Source organism: Shewanella sp. GJ50-10 (genome assembly GCF_055808815.1).
Genome location: NZ_JBVVSS010000001.1, coordinates 1,011,051 through 1,028,341, shown reverse-complemented (window position 1 = coordinate 1,028,341; position 17,291 = coordinate 1,011,051). Strand labels below are relative to the sequence as shown.

Below are 17,291 nucleotides of genomic sequence, written 5' to 3'. Positions count from 1 at the left end.
TAACTTAATGACACAAAGAATTGCGATTACGCCGGGTGAACCGGCGAGTATCGGCCCAGATATTGTTATTAAACTTGCTCAGCAGGCTTGGCCTGCTGAGTTAGTTGTTTGTGCAGATCCAGAATTATTAACCAGCCGAGCAAAGATGCTTGGCTTACCACTGAGCTTACGTCCTTACCAGCCAACACTTGAAGCTAAGCCTCAAGAAGCCGGTACCTTGACGATAGCGCCGTTTACACTTGCAGCAGAAGTTGAATGTGGCAAGTTAAACGAATTAAACAGTGCTTATGTAGTAGACACCTTGCGATATGCAGGTGAAAAAAACATGAGTAATGAGTTTGCCGCTGTCGTTACTGGCCCTGTGCATAAGGGAATTATTAACCAAGCGGGTATTCCATTCAGTGGCCACACCGAGTTTTTTGCACTTCAAGCTAATTGCCAAGATGTGGTCATGATGCTTGCAGCACCAGGATTGCAAGTGGCATTAATGACCACTCATATCCCATTAGCTTATGTTGCAAAGGCGATTACGCGAGAGCGTTTACACCATATTATCCAGATTTTGCACAGCGAATTAGTGCAAAAGTTTGGCATCACTTCACCTAAAATATATGTATGTGGCTTAAACCCTCATGCTGGTGAAGATGGACACTTAGGACGAGAAGAGATTGATATCATGATCCCAGCGCTCAATGAGCTACGTGATCAGGGAATTGATATTGTTGGGCCATTGCCTGCCGATACACTCTTCCAGCCTAAATACTTACAAGAAGCAGATGTGGTTCTTGCTATGTATCACGACCAAGGACTTCCAGTACTTAAATCATTAGGTTTTGGAAAATCGGTTAACATCACCTTAGGTCTTCCGTATATTAGAACCTCTGTCGATCACGGCACTGCATTAGAACTTGCAGGCACTGGTGAAGCAGATTGCGGTAGTTTTACCTGTGCATTAAATAAAGCCATTGAATTGGCCTCAAAAGTAAGTAAATAAATTTCCAATGAGCAGCAATAAAGTACATTTAGGCCACACGGCCAGAAAACGTTTCGGACAGAACTTTTTAACTGATGAAAGTGTCATCAGTAGAATTGTGGGCGCTATCTCTCCTGACAATGATCACGTCATGGTTGAAATCGGCCCAGGTCTTGGTGCATTAACCGAACCCGTTGCAGAAGCAGTGGATAACTTAACGGTTGTTGAGCTAGATAAAGATCTCGTTGAGCGTTTACAAAACCATCCGGAATTAAAAGATAAATTGACCATCAACCAAGGTGATGCGCTTAATTTTGATTTTAGCCAACTTCAACAAGACGGTAAAAAGATGAAAGTATTTGGCAACTTGCCATACAACATCTCTACTCCGTTAATGTTTCATCTTTTCGAATTTGCCGAAATTATTGAAACGATGCATTTTATGCTACAAAAAGAAGTGGTTTTACGTCTTTCTGCAAGCCCTGGTACAAAAGCCTATGGCCGCTTAACTGTCATGGCTCAGTATTTCTGTAAAGTCGTACCAGTATTAGAAGTACCACCAGAAAGCTTCAAGCCGGCGCCAAAAGTAGATTCTGCTGTTGTACGTCTATTACCTTACGATGTGAAGCCTTTCCCATGTAAAGATGTGAATGTTTTACGACATTTATGTACTACCGCATTTAACATGCGCCGTAAAACATTAAGAAATAACTTAAAGCAAATGATCACTGATGAAGAGTTTACTCAACTAAACATTGACTCGACTCTAAGACCTGAGCAAATAAGCGTTGAGCAATATGTCGCGCTAGCCAATTTGGTTTGTGATAAGAGTTAGTATTTTCAAGGGCATTTTATTTAAAGTGCCCTTTCTTTTTTAGGAAGTTTAATGACCTCAGTAGCTGCTAACGTCAAAATAAAAGTTGAAACCAAATATCTTGAAGAACAATCATCAACTGAAGATGAAAAGTATTTGTTCAGTTATACCATCACCATTATCAATCTCAGTGAAATCCCTATTACGCTAAAAGACCGACATTGGATTATTACGAATGCTAATGGCGATACTAGTGAAGTTAAAGGGCCTGGTGTGGTAGGTGAAACCCCTACAATTGATCCTGATACCGCTTATCAATACTCGAGTGGTACCGTGATGGAAACACCTGTTGGTTTCATGGAAGGCAGCTACGGTATGGTGACTGAACAAGGCGAACCTTTTAAAGCTGAAATCCCAACATTTAGATTAGCCGTTCCAGGTATATTGCAGTAAATCTATGGCACATTATTTCGTTGGCGATATACAAGGCTGTTTCGACGAGCTGCAATTATTATTAGCTAAGGTTGATTTCAACCCTGCAAAAGATGAACTTTGGGCTGTTGGTGACTTAGTTGCACGCGGTCATGGTTCGCTGCAAACCTTGCGTTACCTTAAATCTTTAGAAGGCAGTGCTAAAATTACGCTTGGCAACCACGATCTTCATATACTTGCACTTCACGGCAAAATCAAAAAAGCCAACCCCAAAGATAACCTCGCGGAATTACTTGCAGCAGAAGATGTATCCCATCTAATTGACTGGTTAAGACAACAACCTTTAGTGCAAACGTTACCCTCACACAATATCATCATGACTCATGCTGGTGTGCCACCACAATGGGATTTAGCAACGCTTGAATCTGAAGCGTTAGCTGTTAGTGAGGCACTGAAGAAAGATAACTATCTTTCTGCGCTAATTGCAAAAATGTACACAGAAGCCCCTGATTCATGGGATAGTAACTCAACAGGCTTACCTCGGTTAAGATACTGCATCAATGCCCTAACACGGATGCGGTACCTACTTGCTGATGGCAGTTTAGATTTTGCCTGTAAAAAACCACTTAAAGATAAATCTTCAGGACTTACCCCATGGTTTGAGTTCGATTCTGAGCTTAAGAAAACTCACACTTTGGTATTTGGTCACTGGGCAGCCCTAATGGGAGTCACCAATCAAGCGAATGTGTTAGCGCTAGATACTGGCTGCTGCTGGGGGGAACATATGACACTTTGGCATGCTGAAACCAACGAAAAGATAATTCAGTTAAAACTAAAATAATTAATAAATTGTTAAACTTATAAAAACCTTAGCCGATAAAGCTAATAGATCTCACGTGATCACACTACCCTGAGCGATCAAGAGATAAATTCGGGATAAAATAATAACAGCCGGAGTATGCTATGAAAATTAATGTTGCCACCAGAGTCATTGGCGGTTTTACTGTTGTAACACTACTTTTAATTGTGTTGGGAGGCGTATCACTGCTCACCAATAGCACAATTAAAGATAGCACCACAACGTTGCAAAAAGTTAGCCTCCCAGCGCTCACTGCAACAGGTGAGTTAACACAAAATTTAAGCGCGCAGCAAATTCAAATACTATTTGGTTATTACACCGACGAGTCTGCCCAAATTCCTGCTGTTGAGAAAAAAATCAAAACTGAGTCTGCAGAGTTCACTAAGACACTTAATAAACTATCGAGCCTCATTTCAGACCGACAAGAATTCTCTTCTAACTTGTCGCAATTAAAAACTAGCTATGCAAGTTTTAATAAAAACAGTCAGCTCATGTTAGAAGAACATGAAAGTGCATTAGTTAAGTACGAGAAACTCATCCAGCTACGTGGTGATTTAGAAGATAGTGCAGATGAAGCATCGTCCATCTTATTAGATCTAATTGATTTAGAAATGAGTGACGACCCTACAGAACAAAGTATTGCTGCAACGGCTGGCGTTGTAGATAGTACTTTTATTAATATTATCACCACCGTTTATGACTTAGTTGCAGCTAAAGATAATAGCAAATACAACGTCATCGTTAATGAACTTGACTACATGGTCAGTGATACACGGGTCAAGATTGAGCATATTAACCGTCAAGGTAGAGGTATCATCAGCGACAACACGCTAAATAACCTTAATACAGAAAGTGAGGCAGTATTTAAGCTAATCAATGACAGTAGTGCGATTGTTGCATTAAAAGGCCAGCAATTAAGTCATGCTCAACAAGCTGAAAAAATGCTAGCTGCAACAGATAAAGATCGATTGGATGTTAATGCCAAGATGATTAATTTGGCGACTAATATCGAAGGTTTCACCGGTCAAATCAGTGATAGTGCAATTGAGAATATCGACTCAGCCAGTTTAAAAACTATGTTTGTGGTTGTACTGGCTATTTTGGTTTCAATTGTTGTCAGTATTGCCGTAGTTAAACCACTGACACGCTCATTAGCAAAAGTTAACCAAGCATTGAATATCCTAGCTTCAGGTGATTTAACCCATAAACTTGACGACTCTGGCCACGATGAATTTGCTGAACTAGCGAAAAACTGTAATAGCTTAGTTGATAGTTTGCGTAATCTTATCGTCGGCATTCTTGATAGATCAAACCAACTTGCTGCTGCAGCTGAAGAAACTTCAGCAATTACAACTCAAACAACAAGCGGTATTCAGGAGCAAAAGAGCCAAGTGGATCAAGTTGCAACCGCAACTACCCAATTAAGTTCAAGCGCTCAGCAAGTCTCTATGAGTGCAGACCAAGCACTAGAGCAGATAAAGCAAGCTGATGAAGAAACTCAGCACATGCGTACACTTGCTGAAGAAAACAAAGTCACTATCCTAGCTCTTGCTGATGAAGTTGCAAAAGCAGGCCAAGTCATTAATAAAGTCCACTCTGACAGTGCTTCTATCGGTTCAATCCTTGATGTTATTCGTGGTATTGCCGAGCAAACAAACTTACTTGCATTAAACGCTGCTATTGAGGCTGCCCGCGCTGGTGAGCAAGGCCGAGGCTTCGCTGTTGTAGCTGATGAAGTTCGAAGTCTAGCGTCAAGAACACAAGAATCGACCAGCGAAATTCAGCAAATGATTGAAATGCTACAACAAGGTGCACAGCAAGCAGTATCCGTAATGGAACTGGGACGCTCTCAAGCAACCAGTTGTGTTGATAAAACTGAGCAAGCTAACTTAGCCCTTGAAACCATTAGCCAATCGGTTCATAAAGCTTATGACTCAGGTAATCACATTGCTCAAGCAGCACAAGAACAAAACCTTGTCAGCCAGCAAGTCTCTGAGATGTTAGAGCATATTGCTGCAATTTCTGAAGAAACAGCAACTGGCGCTGACCAAACAGCACAGTCTAGCCACCAAGTTGCTATGCTATCTGAAGAGCTACAAAGCTCTGTAGGCGAGTTTAAAGTCTAAACAGATAAAGATCACTTAATAACAAAAAGGCTCCTAGGAGCCTTTTTTAATGCCCTAAAATTAGCAAACGAAGTTAACGTCGCGTAATCATGACCGAAAATGCATTTTATTGGGATAAGTTGAGTTGAATTGACTAATTACACTCCAATCATTTTGTTTAGTCATTTTGTATTGAGTATTACTTTTCGCCAAGTAGTAAGCACTTCAAATTAATTTTATTTGCGGCTTTTAGCGTTTATAAGGTTTATGACTTTAAATTTACCCATAAAAAAACCGCCTTTTAGGCGGTTTTTAGATTCATTGTTATTCGTACTATCAAAAGGCTCAAACTAACAATCAATCTAGTTTGTTTTGGTATAGCTAACAAAAGAGTCAGTTACTCCAAAACATAACAGTGAACTAATGTTAAGCGTAACGCTTATTCACCACCGTTAATTCTATTTTGTACAGCTGCAGTAATAGCACTTCCGCTATGACCGTTAGCGTTTGCCCAATCAAGAATGCTTTTTCCATCTGCTTCAGGTGAATTTAAATCACCAGCAGGAAGACGTTTGGCAATGTACTCACCAACTTCTAATGAATTAGAGTTATAAGCAGTTCTTAATAAGCTGTTACCTTCACAAGAAATACCAGTGTAAATATTACGTAATTTTACGCGGCTTTCTTTCAACTTTTTACGTAAACGATTTTTGTCATTAGATTTTACATAATCACAAATGTTTGCGACAAGCTGGTCAGTATTTGCTTCGGCAGGGGTTGACACAAAAGATGCTGCTATTAGGGCTGCTATGGCCACTGGCAGTAAACGCATCTGACACTCCTTTTTAGGTATTTTTATTTTGTACCTACCATCAAGGGTAAGTATCTATTCAGGGTAACACAGGACACAATTTAACATTATTTCACCAAAGTGTTAAAGCTATATTGCAATTGTGATTCATTTATCTCAACAACCTTCTCTGTTAACTTCCAGCTACCATCATCCCACTCAGGAAAAAAGGTATCTCCATCAACAGTTAAATCTATGAAGGTTAGATATAAGGTATCGGCTACGGGTAGAATTTCTTTATAGAGTTGCCCGCCTCCAATTACAACTAATTCGTCACAATCACTAACAAGCTCTTTCGCTGCCTCAAACGAGTTCACGCAACTAACACCGTCAGGTTGGTAATCACTCTGACGAGTAATCACAATATTATGTCGCCCTGGGAGTGGTCTTCCTATAGATTCAAACGTCTTACGTCCCATCACTACAGGTTTTCCTAACGTCATGGCTTTAAAGTGTTTTAGGTCTTCTGGTAAATGCCATGGCATTTTATTGTCTTTACCGATTACACGATTGTTTGCCATAGCGGCGATCATTGCGATGCGCATGTAAAATCCTTATAGATGCTTAAGAAATTAAATAATGGGTCTAGTGCGATAATATACTAGTGAAGGCATTGCTAAACCTACAGCTAAAGCTCCTAGAATAAATACAGTTTTTAAACCATTAAAAATAACTAATGATGTTAAGTCACTGCTAATTTGATCTTGCACGCTTAATTGCACAATTGAAATCAAGGTATTGTACGCATATGTACCTGGCACCATAGGAATGATGGCAGCTACTGAGTACATTAATGGTGGTGCTAAATGTTTTTTAGCAAATCGAATTGTAATCACCCCAACTAGTGCAGCAGCGGTAAAAGTCGCCCACTCGATTGGCATGTCAAAATGCATCAATAACGTTCGAAAACTATGGCCTATTGCCCCTGCTATTCCGCAATACGGCAAAAATCGCCTTGGAACATTAAACACCATTGCAAAACCTATTGCAGGAATGGCTGAGAAAAAAGCATCATGCAATAATTCTAAAATGAGGTTCATAGAAATAAACTCCCCCCGAGTGCCATCGCAAGGGTTATCCCAATTACTGTGGCCAAAGTGAGCAGAGTTGCATGCCCCCAGCGAGAAATACCAACATTCATGTGGCCTTTCACCATATCTGAAATAGCATTAATCAGCGGAAAACCTGGTACCAGCATTAACACGCTAGCCGCCATAGCAGTTTTAGGTGTCTGGGTGACGTCAATGATATAACCCAATTGAGCGATCAAAGTGGTAATAAAAGCGGTGATCGAAAAAATGATCAATAAATTAAAATGCTTTTTAACTAGAGAAAGCCTAACCGACATCCCGATTGCTGATGCAATGAAGGTAATAATACAAGATGCAATATCACCACCGAATAAATGACAAAAACTTGCGCAAGACAAGCCAATCATACCGATAACATATTTAGCAGGATAGCTCTTAGGTTCTATTCTTTCTAAGCGCCTTTTAACTTGCTTGGCATTATAAATGCCCTTTTCTGCTAATAAACAAATTCGCTGAACTTCACACACTATCATCATATTGATACCGTGCTCTCGAATGCGTCTTGTAGTGGTAATACAGCGCCCATGAACTAGGCTAGTTAACACGAGGGAGTTTGACGATATAGAAAGTTCGACACTGGCTAGGCCAAGTGCTTTGCCTAGACGCTGACTGATCTCTTCAACAAGATCAGATTCAGCGCCATAAGCTAAGAGTAATTGTGCACTGCGTACCACAAGACGAGTGATGTCATTTTGAGTTTCTGCGTACACTTGACTCTCTTCATTACTCTAAAAGTGACTCAATGATAATCGAGTAAAATTTATCTCACAATATTAGCGTTGATAAATGATTTCTACATCGTAATCATCTTCGTCAAAGTCATCATCAAAATCATCGTCGTAATCTTCATTTACAGATTCAACATTTGCTTGATGATAATTATCCCACTTGAATTCAACTTCATCTTCAGGACTGGTTGATTCATCTACAGCAGGAAGTGCTGAGATAAAGTCTAATAATTTCAGGCTCAAATCTTCAGTATTAGTCCGGTTGAATGCCGACATAGTGTAAATGTCGCCTTTCCAATCGATTTCCTTAACAATGTGCTCCATTTTTTCAGCAAGCTCATCTTCTTGAAGCAAATCGATTTTGTTGAAGACTAACCAGCGAGGCTTAGATGCCAGCTTTGGTGAATACTTCTCTAACTCAGCCACAATTGAACGTGCAGATTCAACAGGATCACTGCCATCAATTGGATCAATATCAATGATGTGTAGTAATACACGACAGCGTTCTAAATGTTTCAAGAAACGAATACCCAGACCCGCACCGTCTGAAGCACCTTCAATCAAACCAGGAATATCTGCTATGACAAAACTTTGACCAGGGCGAGGGCTAACCACACCTAAATTCGGTACTAAGGTTGTAAACGGATAATCAGCAACTTTTGGCGTTGCACGCGATACTGAGCGAATGAAGGTTGATTTACCTGCATTTGGTAAGCCCAATAAGCCCACATCAGCAAGTAACAATAGTTCAAGCTTAAGCATGCGAACTTCGCCTGCCGTTCCAAGCGTTTTCTGTCTCGGTGCACGGTTAGTACTACTCTTAAATCGAGTGTTACCTAAACCATGGAAACCACCTTTAGCCACAAGTAACTTTTGGCCGTGGGTAGTTAAATCACCTAATAATTCTTCGGTTTCAAAATCCATTGCACGCGTTCCAACTGGAACTTTTAATAACGTGTCTTCGCCACCATGACCAGTACAGTCACGACCACGGCCATTCTTACCGCGCTCTGCGATATAAGAACGTACAAATCGAAAATCAATAAGCGTGTTCATGTTTTCGTCTGCGACTAAAAATACGCTACCGCCATCACCGCCGTCACCACCATCTGGGCCGCCGTCTGGCACATATTTCTCACGTCTGAAGCTAACGCAGCCACTGCCACCGTTACCCGCTTCAACTTTGATTTTAGCCTCATCTATAAACTTCATACATACTCCTGACACCACTTAATGTGCCAATTATAACCTCAAAAGACTGAGATGTGCAGGGAAGCGTAGAAGATACAATCACCATAAATCGCTTACTGCAAAAAAATAACTATCGATGTGATACATCGAAATACTTCATTGAAGTTTAGTTAACTAAATTCAACAATGAAGTAATAAACACAAAAGCCCCGCCAGAAGGCGGGGCTTTCAAAGACTGATTAGAGTCTAGAATTAAGCTTCGATGCTAATAAACTTACGGTTATTAGGACCTTTTACTTGAAACTTAACTTTACCGTCTGTTAATGCAAACAAAGTATGGTCACGACCGATACCTACGTTTACACCAGCGTGGAACTTAGTACCACGTTGACGTACGATGATGTTACCAGCAACAACTGATTCGCCACCGAAACGCTTAACACCAAGACGTTTACTTTCTGAATCGCGGCCGTTACGAGTAGAACCGCCAGCTTTTTTATGTGCCATGAGTTAGACTCCTAAATTATGCGCTGATCGCAGTGATTTTAACTTCAGTGAACCATTGACGATGGCCCATTTTCTTTTCGTGATGCTTACGACGATTGAACTTTTGAATAGTTACTTTCTCACCGCGACCGTGGCTAACCACTTCAGCAACAACTTTACCACTAGCAACTAGAGGAGTACCAACGTGAACGTTCTCACCATCAGCAACCAATAATACTTGATCAAACTCAACAGTTTCACCAGTAGCAACTTCAATTTTTTCTAAACGAACTGTATGACCTTCAGCAACACGGTGTTGCTTTCCGCCACTTTGAAAAACAGCGTACATAGCTATTTCACTCCAAATGGACTAACACTCCGATTCATAATTGTAGATATCGGGTGCTAAAAACTTTTAATGACAATGGGCGCGGAGTCTACGCGAAGATTTGTGGTCTGGCAAGCGTTAAATTTGAATCAATAAAAAAAGCTCGGTTCAACTCTCACAATCTAAGAACAAAAGCTGTCTAAGGCATGAAAATTAGTTAAAATTTGTTAATATACAATTTGAACCTTATATAGTGGGCAATATAATTTGCCTGACAGCCTAATAACTAGAGACCATTATGGATTTGAACGCCATTCGTCAACTAGCTGATAATGACATGCAAGCCGTCAATCAGTTAATTTACAAACAACTTGAGTCTGATGTTGCATTAATAAACCAACTAGGTTTTTACATTATCAATGGTGGTGGTAAAAGACTTCGCCCACTACTATCTGTATTAGCAGCACGTGCTATTGACTATAAAGGTGAAGAGCATCTTAAGTTAGCTGCCATTATCGAATTCATCCATACCGCTTCTCTATTACATGATGATGTAGTAGACGAATCAACACTAAGACGCGGCCGTAAAACAGCCAATGCGTTATTTGGGAACAGTGCTAGCGTGCTAGTGGGTGACTTCTTATATACCCGTTCATTCCAGATGATGACAGAGCTCGACAGCATGAAAGTGCTAAGAGTTTTAGCCGACACCACTAATATTCTTGCTGAAGGTGAAGTTTTACAATTAATGAATTGTAATGACCCAGAAACCACCGAAGAGAATTATATGCGAGTGATTTACTGTAAAACAGCTAAATTATTCGAAGCCGCGACCTTACTCACAGGTGTGATTGCAGGTGTGAGTAAAGAGCAGCAAACCGCATTAGGTGAATACGGAAAATTCCTTGGCACCGCATTCCAGTTGACTGATGATTTATTAGATTACACCGCTGATGTTGATGAATTAGGCAAAAACATCGGTGATGATTTAGCTGAAGGTAAGCCAACCTTACCATTGATTTATGCTATGGCACACGGTAATGACACCGCAAAAGCATTAATTAAAGAAGCCATTGAAAAAGGTGACGGTACTAAAGCAATTGATGAAATTGTTGCGGCATTAAAAGAATCTGGTGCACTTGAATACACGAAGCAAAAAGCTGATCAAGAAGCAGATAAAGCGATTGCTGCTTTAGCGCCAATTCCTGATAGTGAGTATAAAGAGGCATTAATCTCTTTAGCTAAGATATCAGTTCAGCGTAATAACTAACGTTTTCTAAATCTATACCTAAAGCACTAATGGCATTAGCTTTTACTGCTTTCAATAAAAATGCACTTGGCTTTAATTAGCCAAGTGCATTTTTTATTCATAAAGAAGCCAGTCTTTCAGGTCATATTTAGCACTACACTTGCCATTTAATTTCTTTATTACCTTGCTGCTTCAAAAGTTGATTTACTTTTGAAAAATGCTGACAACCAAAAAAACCACGATAAGCCGATAAAGGCGAAGGATGAGGCCCTGTTAAAACATGATGTTTAGCGGTATCAATAAGTTTGCCCTTTTTTATAGCGTGAGCTCCCCACAGCACAAATATCAGCGGTTCTTCTCGTTCATTGAGGCATTGCATTACGTTATCAGTAAAAGTTTCCCAGCCCGCTTTTGAGTGCGAATGAGCCTTGCTTTGTTCAACAGTAAGAACGGTATTTAATAACAGCACGCCCTGCTCTGCCCATTGAGTCAAATTTCCATGTGTTGGAATTTCAAACCCATCAATGTCTTGATGCAGTTCTTTATACATATTAACCAAGGAAGGTGGCGTTTTAACTCCCATTTTTACAGAAAAACATAAGCCATGAGCTTGACCAGCGCCGTGATAAGGATCTTGACCAAGAATAACCACATTTACTTTATCTAACGGCGTTAAATCAAATGCGCTATAGATTTCATCCACAGGCGGAAATATCACTTTATCAAGCAGGTTTTGGTTTTCTAAAAAAAGCGTTAATGCTTTAAAATACGGCTTCGCTTTTTCTAATGTTATGAACTCTTTCCAACTATTCATCTGGGTATTTACCTCATTCAAAATACAACAACTCGCACAAACACATCATTTACATTAAAATTTAATTACAACAAAAATATAAAAAGGATGTTCATATACCATGCAGAGATTGAACACCAATATAAATTCAGGCTTTACCCTAATCGAATTAGTCGTGGTTATTATTATACTCGGCATACTGGCTGTTGTGGCTTTACCTAAGTTTATCAACCTTAGTCAAGATGCAGAAGTATCTACGGTAAAAGCAACTGGTGGAGCATTTTCAGAAGGCATAACACTGGCAAATGTAAAATGGGCAGCTTTAGGTAACTCAGGTCCTGCAGACAATTTACAAATTTTCCCAAATGCTGGCACTGATGGTCAACTCGACATCAATCAGTGGGGATTCCCGGCACAAAACTGGCCACCTTTTGAGACTTCACCTCGATTAAATAATGAGAATGATTGCATGTCAGTGTGGGAAACTGTTTTACAAGATGCCCCTTCGATATCTGACACCGCAGCTCCTGAAGACACACTCTATCTGGCCACTTACATTAATCCAGATCAATGCCGTTACTTTTATAATCCTTTATCCGCGCTATCGATTTATTATGACTCCCGTAACGGCCAAGTGATCACAGATTCTGATCCTAATTCGTAATTGGCTCTTTATTCTGCTGGTAAAGTAGGTAGACTCTTGGCTAATTTTTAAATCATTACGAGAAGATGTTCATGTCTGAAGAAAAAACAGAAACAACCATGTATCAGCTAGCTGATCAATTTATTGCATTAGCAAACCAGCTTGGCCAAACTGAAAATGACATTGGTAAAGTGGGCACAGCTTTACGCTTTGCAGCTGCTCGTTATAACGCATTCGAAGCTGCAATCAAGTCAGCTGATTTAGAAGCTGAAAAAGAAAATGCTTTAAACTGGTTCTCTGATGAATACAAAGGCATGTTGAACGAGAATTTGAACGACCACATCAAGAACCCTCCAGGCGGACAAAAAGCCACTGAAGAAAAAGCTGATGACTCTGTGCAAGTATTTAAAAACTAACGATTGCATTAGTCTCATATACAAAAAGCCATCTCTCGATGGCTTTTTGCTTTTCATAACCTGATTTTTCATATTCAGGTTAACAAGGTCAAAAATAGTTAAAACAAATTAACTATCACTCTGATAGCCAGCAAAATTAATACAATCCCAGAAAGCTTATCTATTAAGGCAGCCTTATCCCTTAAACGAGATAGTATCGGCCCATGGGATAATACAACGGCGATAATCGTATACCATAATCCATCAACCACCAGCGGCGTCAGTACAATCAATGTTTGACCCGTTGATGTTTCTGCGGCCATAACAAACTGACTAAATAAGGCCAAAAAGAATAACAGTATTTTAGGGTTAAATAGCGAAATCGCTAATCCATCGCGAGCAGCTTGTAATAAGCTGGTCGACTCTCCAGATTGAAGTTTTTGCTCCATCCCACCTTTTGACTGAAGTGCTTGTAACCCCATCCAAGCAAGATATAGTGCTCCCACAATTGCAATTCCATTGAAAACAATTGGCGACTTTTCTAACACAACAGCCAAACCTAACAGGGTCACCAATGCGTATACGCCGATACCTATTGAATGAGCCCACGCACAGACCACACCATGTAATCGGCCGCCCGATAATGTGTGCCTTAACACCATTGCTAAGCTCGGCCCTGGCGACATTGCGCCCAAACAACAAATGGCTAATAAACCTAACCACGTACTCAATGCCATTGATTAACCCCTTTACTCATTAATGCAGGTTTCACCTAAGCATCGAAGGAAATTTTAAAGGCGTACGTTATCATGATTTTAGGATAACAACATTCATTTAACCTCAGCTTAAGCAAAGCTTGATATAGTGAGCGAAATTACACATTTCAATTTGCAAGAGATAATAAACAATGACATTGATGCTTCCGTTACTTCTCGGGCTTTTACTTGCCGGAATCGCTTTGCTTATTTTTTTGAAAATTAAAGGCAAGAACATTCCCACTGCTATTATATTTCTACTGGGGTTTATGACCTTATGTTTCACCGGTGTGTATTCGTTTCTCAATAAAACTGAAGATTATAATGCCTATCAGCGCTTACAATGGAAGCCACTTAACCCCGCCCAAATAGCCCCTTTAGTTGAACAAGGTTATACCGTATTTGTTGATGTAGACGCTGACTGGTGTCTACCGTGCCGTGCTAATAAAGCCAATGTGACTCATCGCGAGAAAGTGGTTATCGCATTAGAAGCTGACAATATAGTGCTGATGAAAGGTAATTGGAGTGAACCTAATGCCATGATAGAAAACTATGTTGGCATGGAAGGCGGTATGGGAACACCATTTAATAAAGTTTACGGCCCAAGTCATCCTCAAGGTATTGTTCTTCCCGTTGAGTTAACTATTAACGCTGTATTTCAAGCACTCGCAGCTGCGAAATAATTCAATTCGATTTCATAAAAAAACCTTGCCAATTGGCAAGGTTTTTTATGCTCTAGCCTAACTTAAAAGTTGTATGAACCTTTCAAGTAGTAGTAACCACCATTAAATCCAAACGGTGAGGTTTCGTAGTATTGTCCGCCCCAGTTATTATTTGGGATACCCGTAGCATCCTCAAACGCTAACTTTTCAGCTTCTTGGTCAAATAAGTTTTGTGCTCCCACTGCAACAGTGAATGAGTCATTAATGTAATAACTAAATTCCATATCGACTGTTACGGCAGCACTTCCTGTAATCGCCGTTGCATCATAATCTACGTGAACGCCTTGGAATTCACCAAAGTAGTTAAGTCGCGTAAACAGTCCGAAACTATCCCAGTTTTGCCCCCAAGTGAAGGTTGCACGGTGATTAGGTAAATCATTTTCTAAACGAGAAACTTTAAAGTCACCAGTGATATCTGAAAAGCTGTCAACTTCTGTTTCGTTCCAGTTATAAGCTAAAGAAAAAGACGAATCACCAGCGAATAGCTCAGCTGAATAGTTGGCAACAATATCGATACCTTGAGTGGTTGTATCAAAGTCATTAGTAAAGAAACTAACTTGCGATAAGCCATCTACGTTTGGAACACCAGCCGCTTTTAACGCTTCTTTATCTGCATCTGTTAACGTGATTTTGTCAGATTGACTGATACGATCTTCAACTTCAATGTTGTAATAATCTACGGTTAAGAAGAAATCACCTTGGGTATAAATACCACCAAAGGTAAAGCTTTGTGATTCTTCTGGAGACAGTGCTTCACCACCTAACTGTGCAGAAATAGGGTTAGTAGGTGGAAGTAACGCCGAATCAACTAACACACCATCAGATAAGTTTGTTTGAACATTACTAACGTTTGCTTGCCCTACTGTCGGCGCACGGAAACCTGTATTGAATGAACCACGAATGGCAAATTCATCAACAAGATTCCAGTTTGCTGCCACTTTATAATTTGTCGTTGAGCCAAACGAATCATAATCTTCAAAACGCACTGCAAATTCAGCTAAGAAATCATCAGTAAATGGAACACTAGAATCTAAATAAATTGCTTTGTTTTTACTGTTATATTCACCGGCTGCTGATGGTTGAAAACCAGGGAAACCATTAGAGCCAATACCGAAGCCTTGATCCGTTAATGGGCCGACTTTGAATGAAGCCTCATCACCAGCAATCACTTCAAATGTTTCATCATGCCATTCTAAACCTGCAGCAAAACTCACATCACCCGATAATCCGAAATCAACATATTTAACGAAATCAGCGTTAAAGTTCCACTCAGTTTGAATATATTTACCAGGACTAAAATCACGTGGAGTATCAGGACCTAAAGAAGCATTTACCGTATTAACGATCTCATATCGAGAAGCGTTGCTACCGTACGAACCACTAAAGTCATAGGTAATGCCTTTAAGGAAGTCCATTTGAAACTCACCATTGGTACCAGCAACAATTGAAGTATCAACAATGTTGCCACCAAAGTTCGGCGTAAAACCACCTGGGATCATTTTATTAAAAGCAAAACAGTTTGGGTTATCTTGAATCCCATTAATGTAATTAGCTTGAGAGGTCACATCTGCAGAGGTAATGTCGATAACTGGACAGTCTATGCCATCACCTATACCTAGGCCATCATTCACTTGACCCACTGGGCCAGGAGTTAAATCACCAACAAGAAGCGTCGCTCCATCATCATTTGAATAGACACCTGGACGATTGTGAGGGTTACGGTAATAGAATCCACCTTTCACATCACGCTCAGAATAATTACCAAATAAATACGCTTCTGAGTGTTCATCTAGCTCTATGCCAAAGTTACCAAAAATCGAAATATCGTCGTTAATCTCAGGAGAGCCCCAAATTTGAGCAGGGTTTTCAACATCTAAACCTGCAGCCGCAAATGCTGCTGCATCGGGACGTTGAGTACTTCGACTTGTCGCATCTGAATTTTTATACTGGAAACTTAAATTTGCGAAACCATTTTTAGTTAGTGGCATGCCAACATAACCAGAAACTTCTGTTGTTGCGCCATCGCCTTCGTAATATTCACCTGTTTTAACTTCAATTGAGCCGCCTTCGGCATCATCACGAAGCTCAAAATTCATCACACCCGCAATCGCATCTGAACCATATTGTGCAGCTGCACCATCACGAAGAACTTCCACTTGCTTTAGCGCAATACTTGGAATGACTGAGATATCAGGTCCATGAGCACCATCGTTAATTCCGCCACCTAAAAATGCAATAACTGAAGAACGGTGACGACGCTTGCCGTTAACGAGTACAAGAGTATGGTCAGCAGAAAGTCCACGAAGGTTTGCAGGTCTTACCAAACTCGCAGCATCACTGATTGGATTTGAATGTACATTTAACGAAGGAACTGACCCTTTCAAAATTTCTAACATGTCTGAATTACCCGACTTGCGGATCTCTTCAGCACTAATAATATCAATCGGCACAGGGGAATCACCTACTGAACGTGGTGCAGAACGGCTACCAACAACTGCAATTTTTTCTACGTTTTCTGCGACTTCCTCATCTTCAGCCATTGCTTGTGTCGACATAACAGAGCCGGCCAAAGCAACTGTTACCGCAAGACTTAACGAGTTTAAGCCAAACTTCCTTTTCTTTAGATTAGTCATCATTTGTGTCTCATTATTTATTATATTTATTTGTTTGTGACAGATGTTTTAATCGCTTTAAATGATTAAAAATCGTCTCTCCCAAAATGAAGTAACTTCATTTGCAATTACATTTCTATAACAAATGAAACACAATTGCTAACAATTTCTATTATTAGTCAAAATAATCAACGGCTTTAACACTAGGATTTAGATAGTTAAACTAACAAAGCAACTTTTATGGACAAAAATCAGTTAGATCCTC

General features: G+C 40.0%; 19 protein-coding genes. 9 read left to right on the top strand and 10 right to left on the bottom strand.

Translation table 11 applies throughout. The annotated features are described in order from the left end of the window. Positions 1-7 precede the first annotated feature (7 nt). The 5 genes from pdxA (at position 8) to AC0L4E_RS04240 (ending at position 5,204) form a co-directional block, all read left to right on the top strand. Positions 8-994, top strand: a complete 987-nt coding sequence (gene pdxA / locus AC0L4E_RS04260) for a 4-hydroxythreonine-4-phosphate dehydrogenase PdxA (protein WP_473678145.1) — start codon at positions 8-10, stop codon at positions 992-994. A gap of 7 nt (positions 995-1,001) precedes the next feature. Beyond that, positions 1,002-1,808 (top strand): 16S rRNA (adenine(1518)-N(6)/adenine(1519)-N(6))-dimethyltransferase RsmA, encoded by an 807-nt coding sequence (gene rsmA / locus AC0L4E_RS04255; RefSeq protein WP_473678144.1) that lies wholly within the window; start codon positions 1,002-1,004, stop codon positions 1,806-1,808. 51 nt (positions 1,809-1,859) lie between these two features. Beyond that, positions 1,860-2,240, top strand: a complete 381-nt coding sequence (gene apaG, locus AC0L4E_RS04250) for a Co2+/Mg2+ efflux protein ApaG (RefSeq protein ID WP_473678143.1) — start codon at positions 1,860-1,862, stop codon at positions 2,238-2,240. 4 nt (positions 2,241-2,244) lie between these two features. Continuing rightward, on the top strand, positions 2,245-3,060 hold the full coding sequence (locus tag AC0L4E_RS04245) for a symmetrical bis(5'-nucleosyl)-tetraphosphatase (protein WP_473678142.1): 816 nt from the start codon (positions 2,245-2,247) through the stop codon (positions 3,058-3,060). Between the two features lie 122 nt (positions 3,061-3,182). Then, complete coding sequence (locus tag AC0L4E_RS04240) at positions 3,183-5,204, top strand: HAMP domain-containing methyl-accepting chemotaxis protein (protein ID WP_473678141.1); 2,022 nt, start codon at positions 3,183-3,185, stop codon at positions 5,202-5,204. 418 nt (positions 5,205-5,622) lie between these two features. Here AC0L4E_RS04240 and AC0L4E_RS04235 read toward each other — a convergent pair whose 3' ends face one another. The 7 genes from AC0L4E_RS04235 to rplU form a co-directional block, all read right to left on the bottom strand. Then, positions 5,623-6,015, bottom strand: a complete 393-nt coding sequence (locus AC0L4E_RS04235; protein WP_473678140.1) for a DUF3718 domain-containing protein — start codon at positions 6,013-6,015, stop codon at positions 5,623-5,625. An 86-nt stretch (positions 6,016-6,101) separates the two neighbouring features. Beyond that, positions 6,102-6,578 carry a type 3 dihydrofolate reductase gene (folA, locus tag AC0L4E_RS04230; RefSeq protein WP_473678139.1) on the bottom strand — a complete coding sequence of 159 codons (477 nt, stop codon included), beginning with the start codon at positions 6,576-6,578 and terminating at the stop codon, positions 6,102-6,104. Positions 6,579-6,605: 27 nt separating this feature from the next. Further along, positions 6,606-7,073 carry a threonine/serine exporter family protein gene (locus tag AC0L4E_RS04225; protein WP_473678138.1) on the bottom strand — a complete coding sequence of 156 codons (468 nt, stop codon included), beginning with the start codon at positions 7,071-7,073 and terminating at the stop codon, positions 6,606-6,608. Next, a complete protein-coding gene (locus tag AC0L4E_RS04220) occupies positions 7,070-7,834 on the bottom strand; it encodes a threonine/serine exporter family protein (RefSeq protein WP_473678137.1) in 765 nt (254 codons plus the stop codon). The genes AC0L4E_RS04225 and AC0L4E_RS04220 overlap by 4 nt, the downstream gene beginning before the upstream one ends. A gap of 63 nt (positions 7,835-7,897) precedes the next feature. Beyond that, on the bottom strand, positions 7,898-9,064 hold the full coding sequence (cgtA, locus tag AC0L4E_RS04215; protein WP_220751495.1) for an Obg family GTPase CgtA: 1,167 nt from the start codon (positions 9,062-9,064) through the stop codon (positions 7,898-7,900). Between the two features lie 231 nt (positions 9,065-9,295). Beyond that, on the bottom strand, positions 9,296-9,550 hold the full coding sequence (gene rpmA, locus AC0L4E_RS04210) for a 50S ribosomal protein L27 (protein ID WP_055024328.1): 255 nt from the start codon (positions 9,548-9,550) through the stop codon (positions 9,296-9,298). Positions 9,551-9,566: 16 nt separating this feature from the next. Continuing rightward, positions 9,567-9,878 carry a 50S ribosomal protein L21 gene (gene rplU, locus AC0L4E_RS04205; protein ID WP_102529859.1) on the bottom strand — a complete coding sequence of 104 codons (312 nt, stop codon included), beginning with the start codon at positions 9,876-9,878 and terminating at the stop codon, positions 9,567-9,569. Positions 9,879-10,155: 277 nt separating this feature from the next. Here rplU and ispB point away from each other — a divergent pair, with 277 nt between their 5' ends. Next, complete coding sequence (ispB, locus tag AC0L4E_RS04200) at positions 10,156-11,127, top strand: octaprenyl diphosphate synthase (protein WP_473678136.1); 972 nt, start codon at positions 10,156-10,158, stop codon at positions 11,125-11,127. 133 nt (positions 11,128-11,260) lie between these two features. On the opposite strand, the gene ung is transcribed toward ispB, so the two are convergent. Further along, positions 11,261-11,920 (bottom strand): uracil-DNA glycosylase, encoded by a 660-nt coding sequence (gene ung / locus AC0L4E_RS04195; RefSeq protein WP_473678135.1) that lies wholly within the window; start codon positions 11,918-11,920, stop codon positions 11,261-11,263. A gap of 100 nt (positions 11,921-12,020) precedes the next feature. Here ung and AC0L4E_RS04190 point away from each other — a divergent pair, with 100 nt between their 5' ends. Beyond that, positions 12,021-12,563 (top strand): type II secretion system protein, encoded by a 543-nt coding sequence (locus tag AC0L4E_RS04190; protein ID WP_473678134.1) that lies wholly within the window; start codon positions 12,021-12,023, stop codon positions 12,561-12,563. 71 nt (positions 12,564-12,634) lie between these two features. Next, positions 12,635-12,958, top strand: coding sequence for a DUF3144 domain-containing protein (locus AC0L4E_RS04185; protein WP_220751487.1), 324 nt, complete (start codon positions 12,635-12,637; stop codon positions 12,956-12,958). Between the two features lie 98 nt (positions 12,959-13,056). On the opposite strand, the gene AC0L4E_RS04180 is transcribed toward AC0L4E_RS04185, so the two are convergent. Continuing rightward, positions 13,057-13,674 (bottom strand): LysE family translocator, encoded by a 618-nt coding sequence (locus AC0L4E_RS04180; RefSeq protein ID WP_473678133.1) that lies wholly within the window; start codon positions 13,672-13,674, stop codon positions 13,057-13,059. Between the two features lie 170 nt (positions 13,675-13,844). On the opposite strand from AC0L4E_RS04180, the gene AC0L4E_RS04175 reads away from it, so the two are divergent. Next, positions 13,845-14,375 (top strand): thioredoxin family protein, encoded by a 531-nt coding sequence (locus AC0L4E_RS04175; RefSeq protein ID WP_473678132.1) that lies wholly within the window; start codon positions 13,845-13,847, stop codon positions 14,373-14,375. A 62-nt stretch (positions 14,376-14,437) separates the two neighbouring features. On the opposite strand, the gene AC0L4E_RS04170 is transcribed toward AC0L4E_RS04175, so the two are convergent. Then, complete coding sequence (locus tag AC0L4E_RS04170) at positions 14,438-17,047, bottom strand: TonB-dependent receptor plug domain-containing protein (RefSeq protein WP_473681514.1); 2,610 nt, start codon at positions 17,045-17,047, stop codon at positions 14,438-14,440. Positions 17,048-17,291: the final 244 nt, after the last annotated feature.

What these genes read in the sequence shown, in the direction of transcription:
- pdxA (WP_473678145.1), top strand. Translation starts at nt 8, where the DNA reads ATGACACAAAGAATTGCGATTACGCCGGGTGAACCGGCGAGTATCGGC.
- rsmA (WP_473678144.1), top strand. Translation starts at nt 1,002, where the DNA reads ATGAGCAGCAATAAAGTACATTTAGGCCACACGGCCAGAAAACGTTTC.
- apaG (WP_473678143.1), top strand. Translation starts at nt 1,860, where the DNA reads ATGACCTCAGTAGCTGCTAACGTCAAAATAAAAGTTGAAACCAAATAT.
- AC0L4E_RS04245 (WP_473678142.1), top strand. Translation starts at nt 2,245, where the DNA reads ATGGCACATTATTTCGTTGGCGATATACAAGGCTGTTTCGACGAGCTG.
- AC0L4E_RS04240 (WP_473678141.1), top strand. Translation starts at nt 3,183, where the DNA reads ATGAAAATTAATGTTGCCACCAGAGTCATTGGCGGTTTTACTGTTGTA.
- AC0L4E_RS04235 (WP_473678140.1), bottom strand. Translation starts at nt 6,015, where the DNA reads ATGCGTTTACTGCCAGTGGCCATAGCAGCCCTAATAGCAGCATCTTTT.
- folA (WP_473678139.1), bottom strand. Translation starts at nt 6,578, where the DNA reads ATGCGCATCGCAATGATCGCCGCTATGGCAAACAATCGTGTAATCGGT.
- AC0L4E_RS04225 (WP_473678138.1), bottom strand. Translation starts at nt 7,073, where the DNA reads ATGAACCTCATTTTAGAATTATTGCATGATGCTTTTTTCTCAGCCATT.
- cgtA (WP_220751495.1), bottom strand. Translation starts at nt 9,064, where the DNA reads ATGAAGTTTATAGATGAGGCTAAAATCAAAGTTGAAGCGGGTAACGGT.
- rpmA (WP_055024328.1), bottom strand. Translation starts at nt 9,550, where the DNA reads ATGGCACATAAAAAAGCTGGCGGTTCTACTCGTAACGGCCGCGATTCA.
- rplU (WP_102529859.1), bottom strand. Translation starts at nt 9,878, where the DNA reads ATGTACGCTGTTTTTCAAAGTGGCGGAAAGCAACACCGTGTTGCTGAA.
- ispB (WP_473678136.1), top strand. Translation starts at nt 10,156, where the DNA reads ATGGATTTGAACGCCATTCGTCAACTAGCTGATAATGACATGCAAGCC.
- ung (WP_473678135.1), bottom strand. Translation starts at nt 11,920, where the DNA reads ATGAATAGTTGGAAAGAGTTCATAACATTAGAAAAAGCGAAGCCGTAT.
- AC0L4E_RS04190 (WP_473678134.1), top strand. Translation starts at nt 12,021, where the DNA reads ATGCAGAGATTGAACACCAATATAAATTCAGGCTTTACCCTAATCGAA.
- AC0L4E_RS04185 (WP_220751487.1), top strand. Translation starts at nt 12,635, where the DNA reads ATGTCTGAAGAAAAAACAGAAACAACCATGTATCAGCTAGCTGATCAA.
- AC0L4E_RS04180 (WP_473678133.1), bottom strand. Translation starts at nt 13,674, where the DNA reads ATGGCATTGAGTACGTGGTTAGGTTTATTAGCCATTTGTTGTTTGGGC.
- AC0L4E_RS04175 (WP_473678132.1), top strand. Translation starts at nt 13,845, where the DNA reads ATGACATTGATGCTTCCGTTACTTCTCGGGCTTTTACTTGCCGGAATC.
- AC0L4E_RS04170 (WP_473681514.1), bottom strand. Translation starts at nt 17,047, where the DNA reads ATGACTAATCTAAAGAAAAGGAAGTTTGGCTTAAACTCGTTAAGTCTT.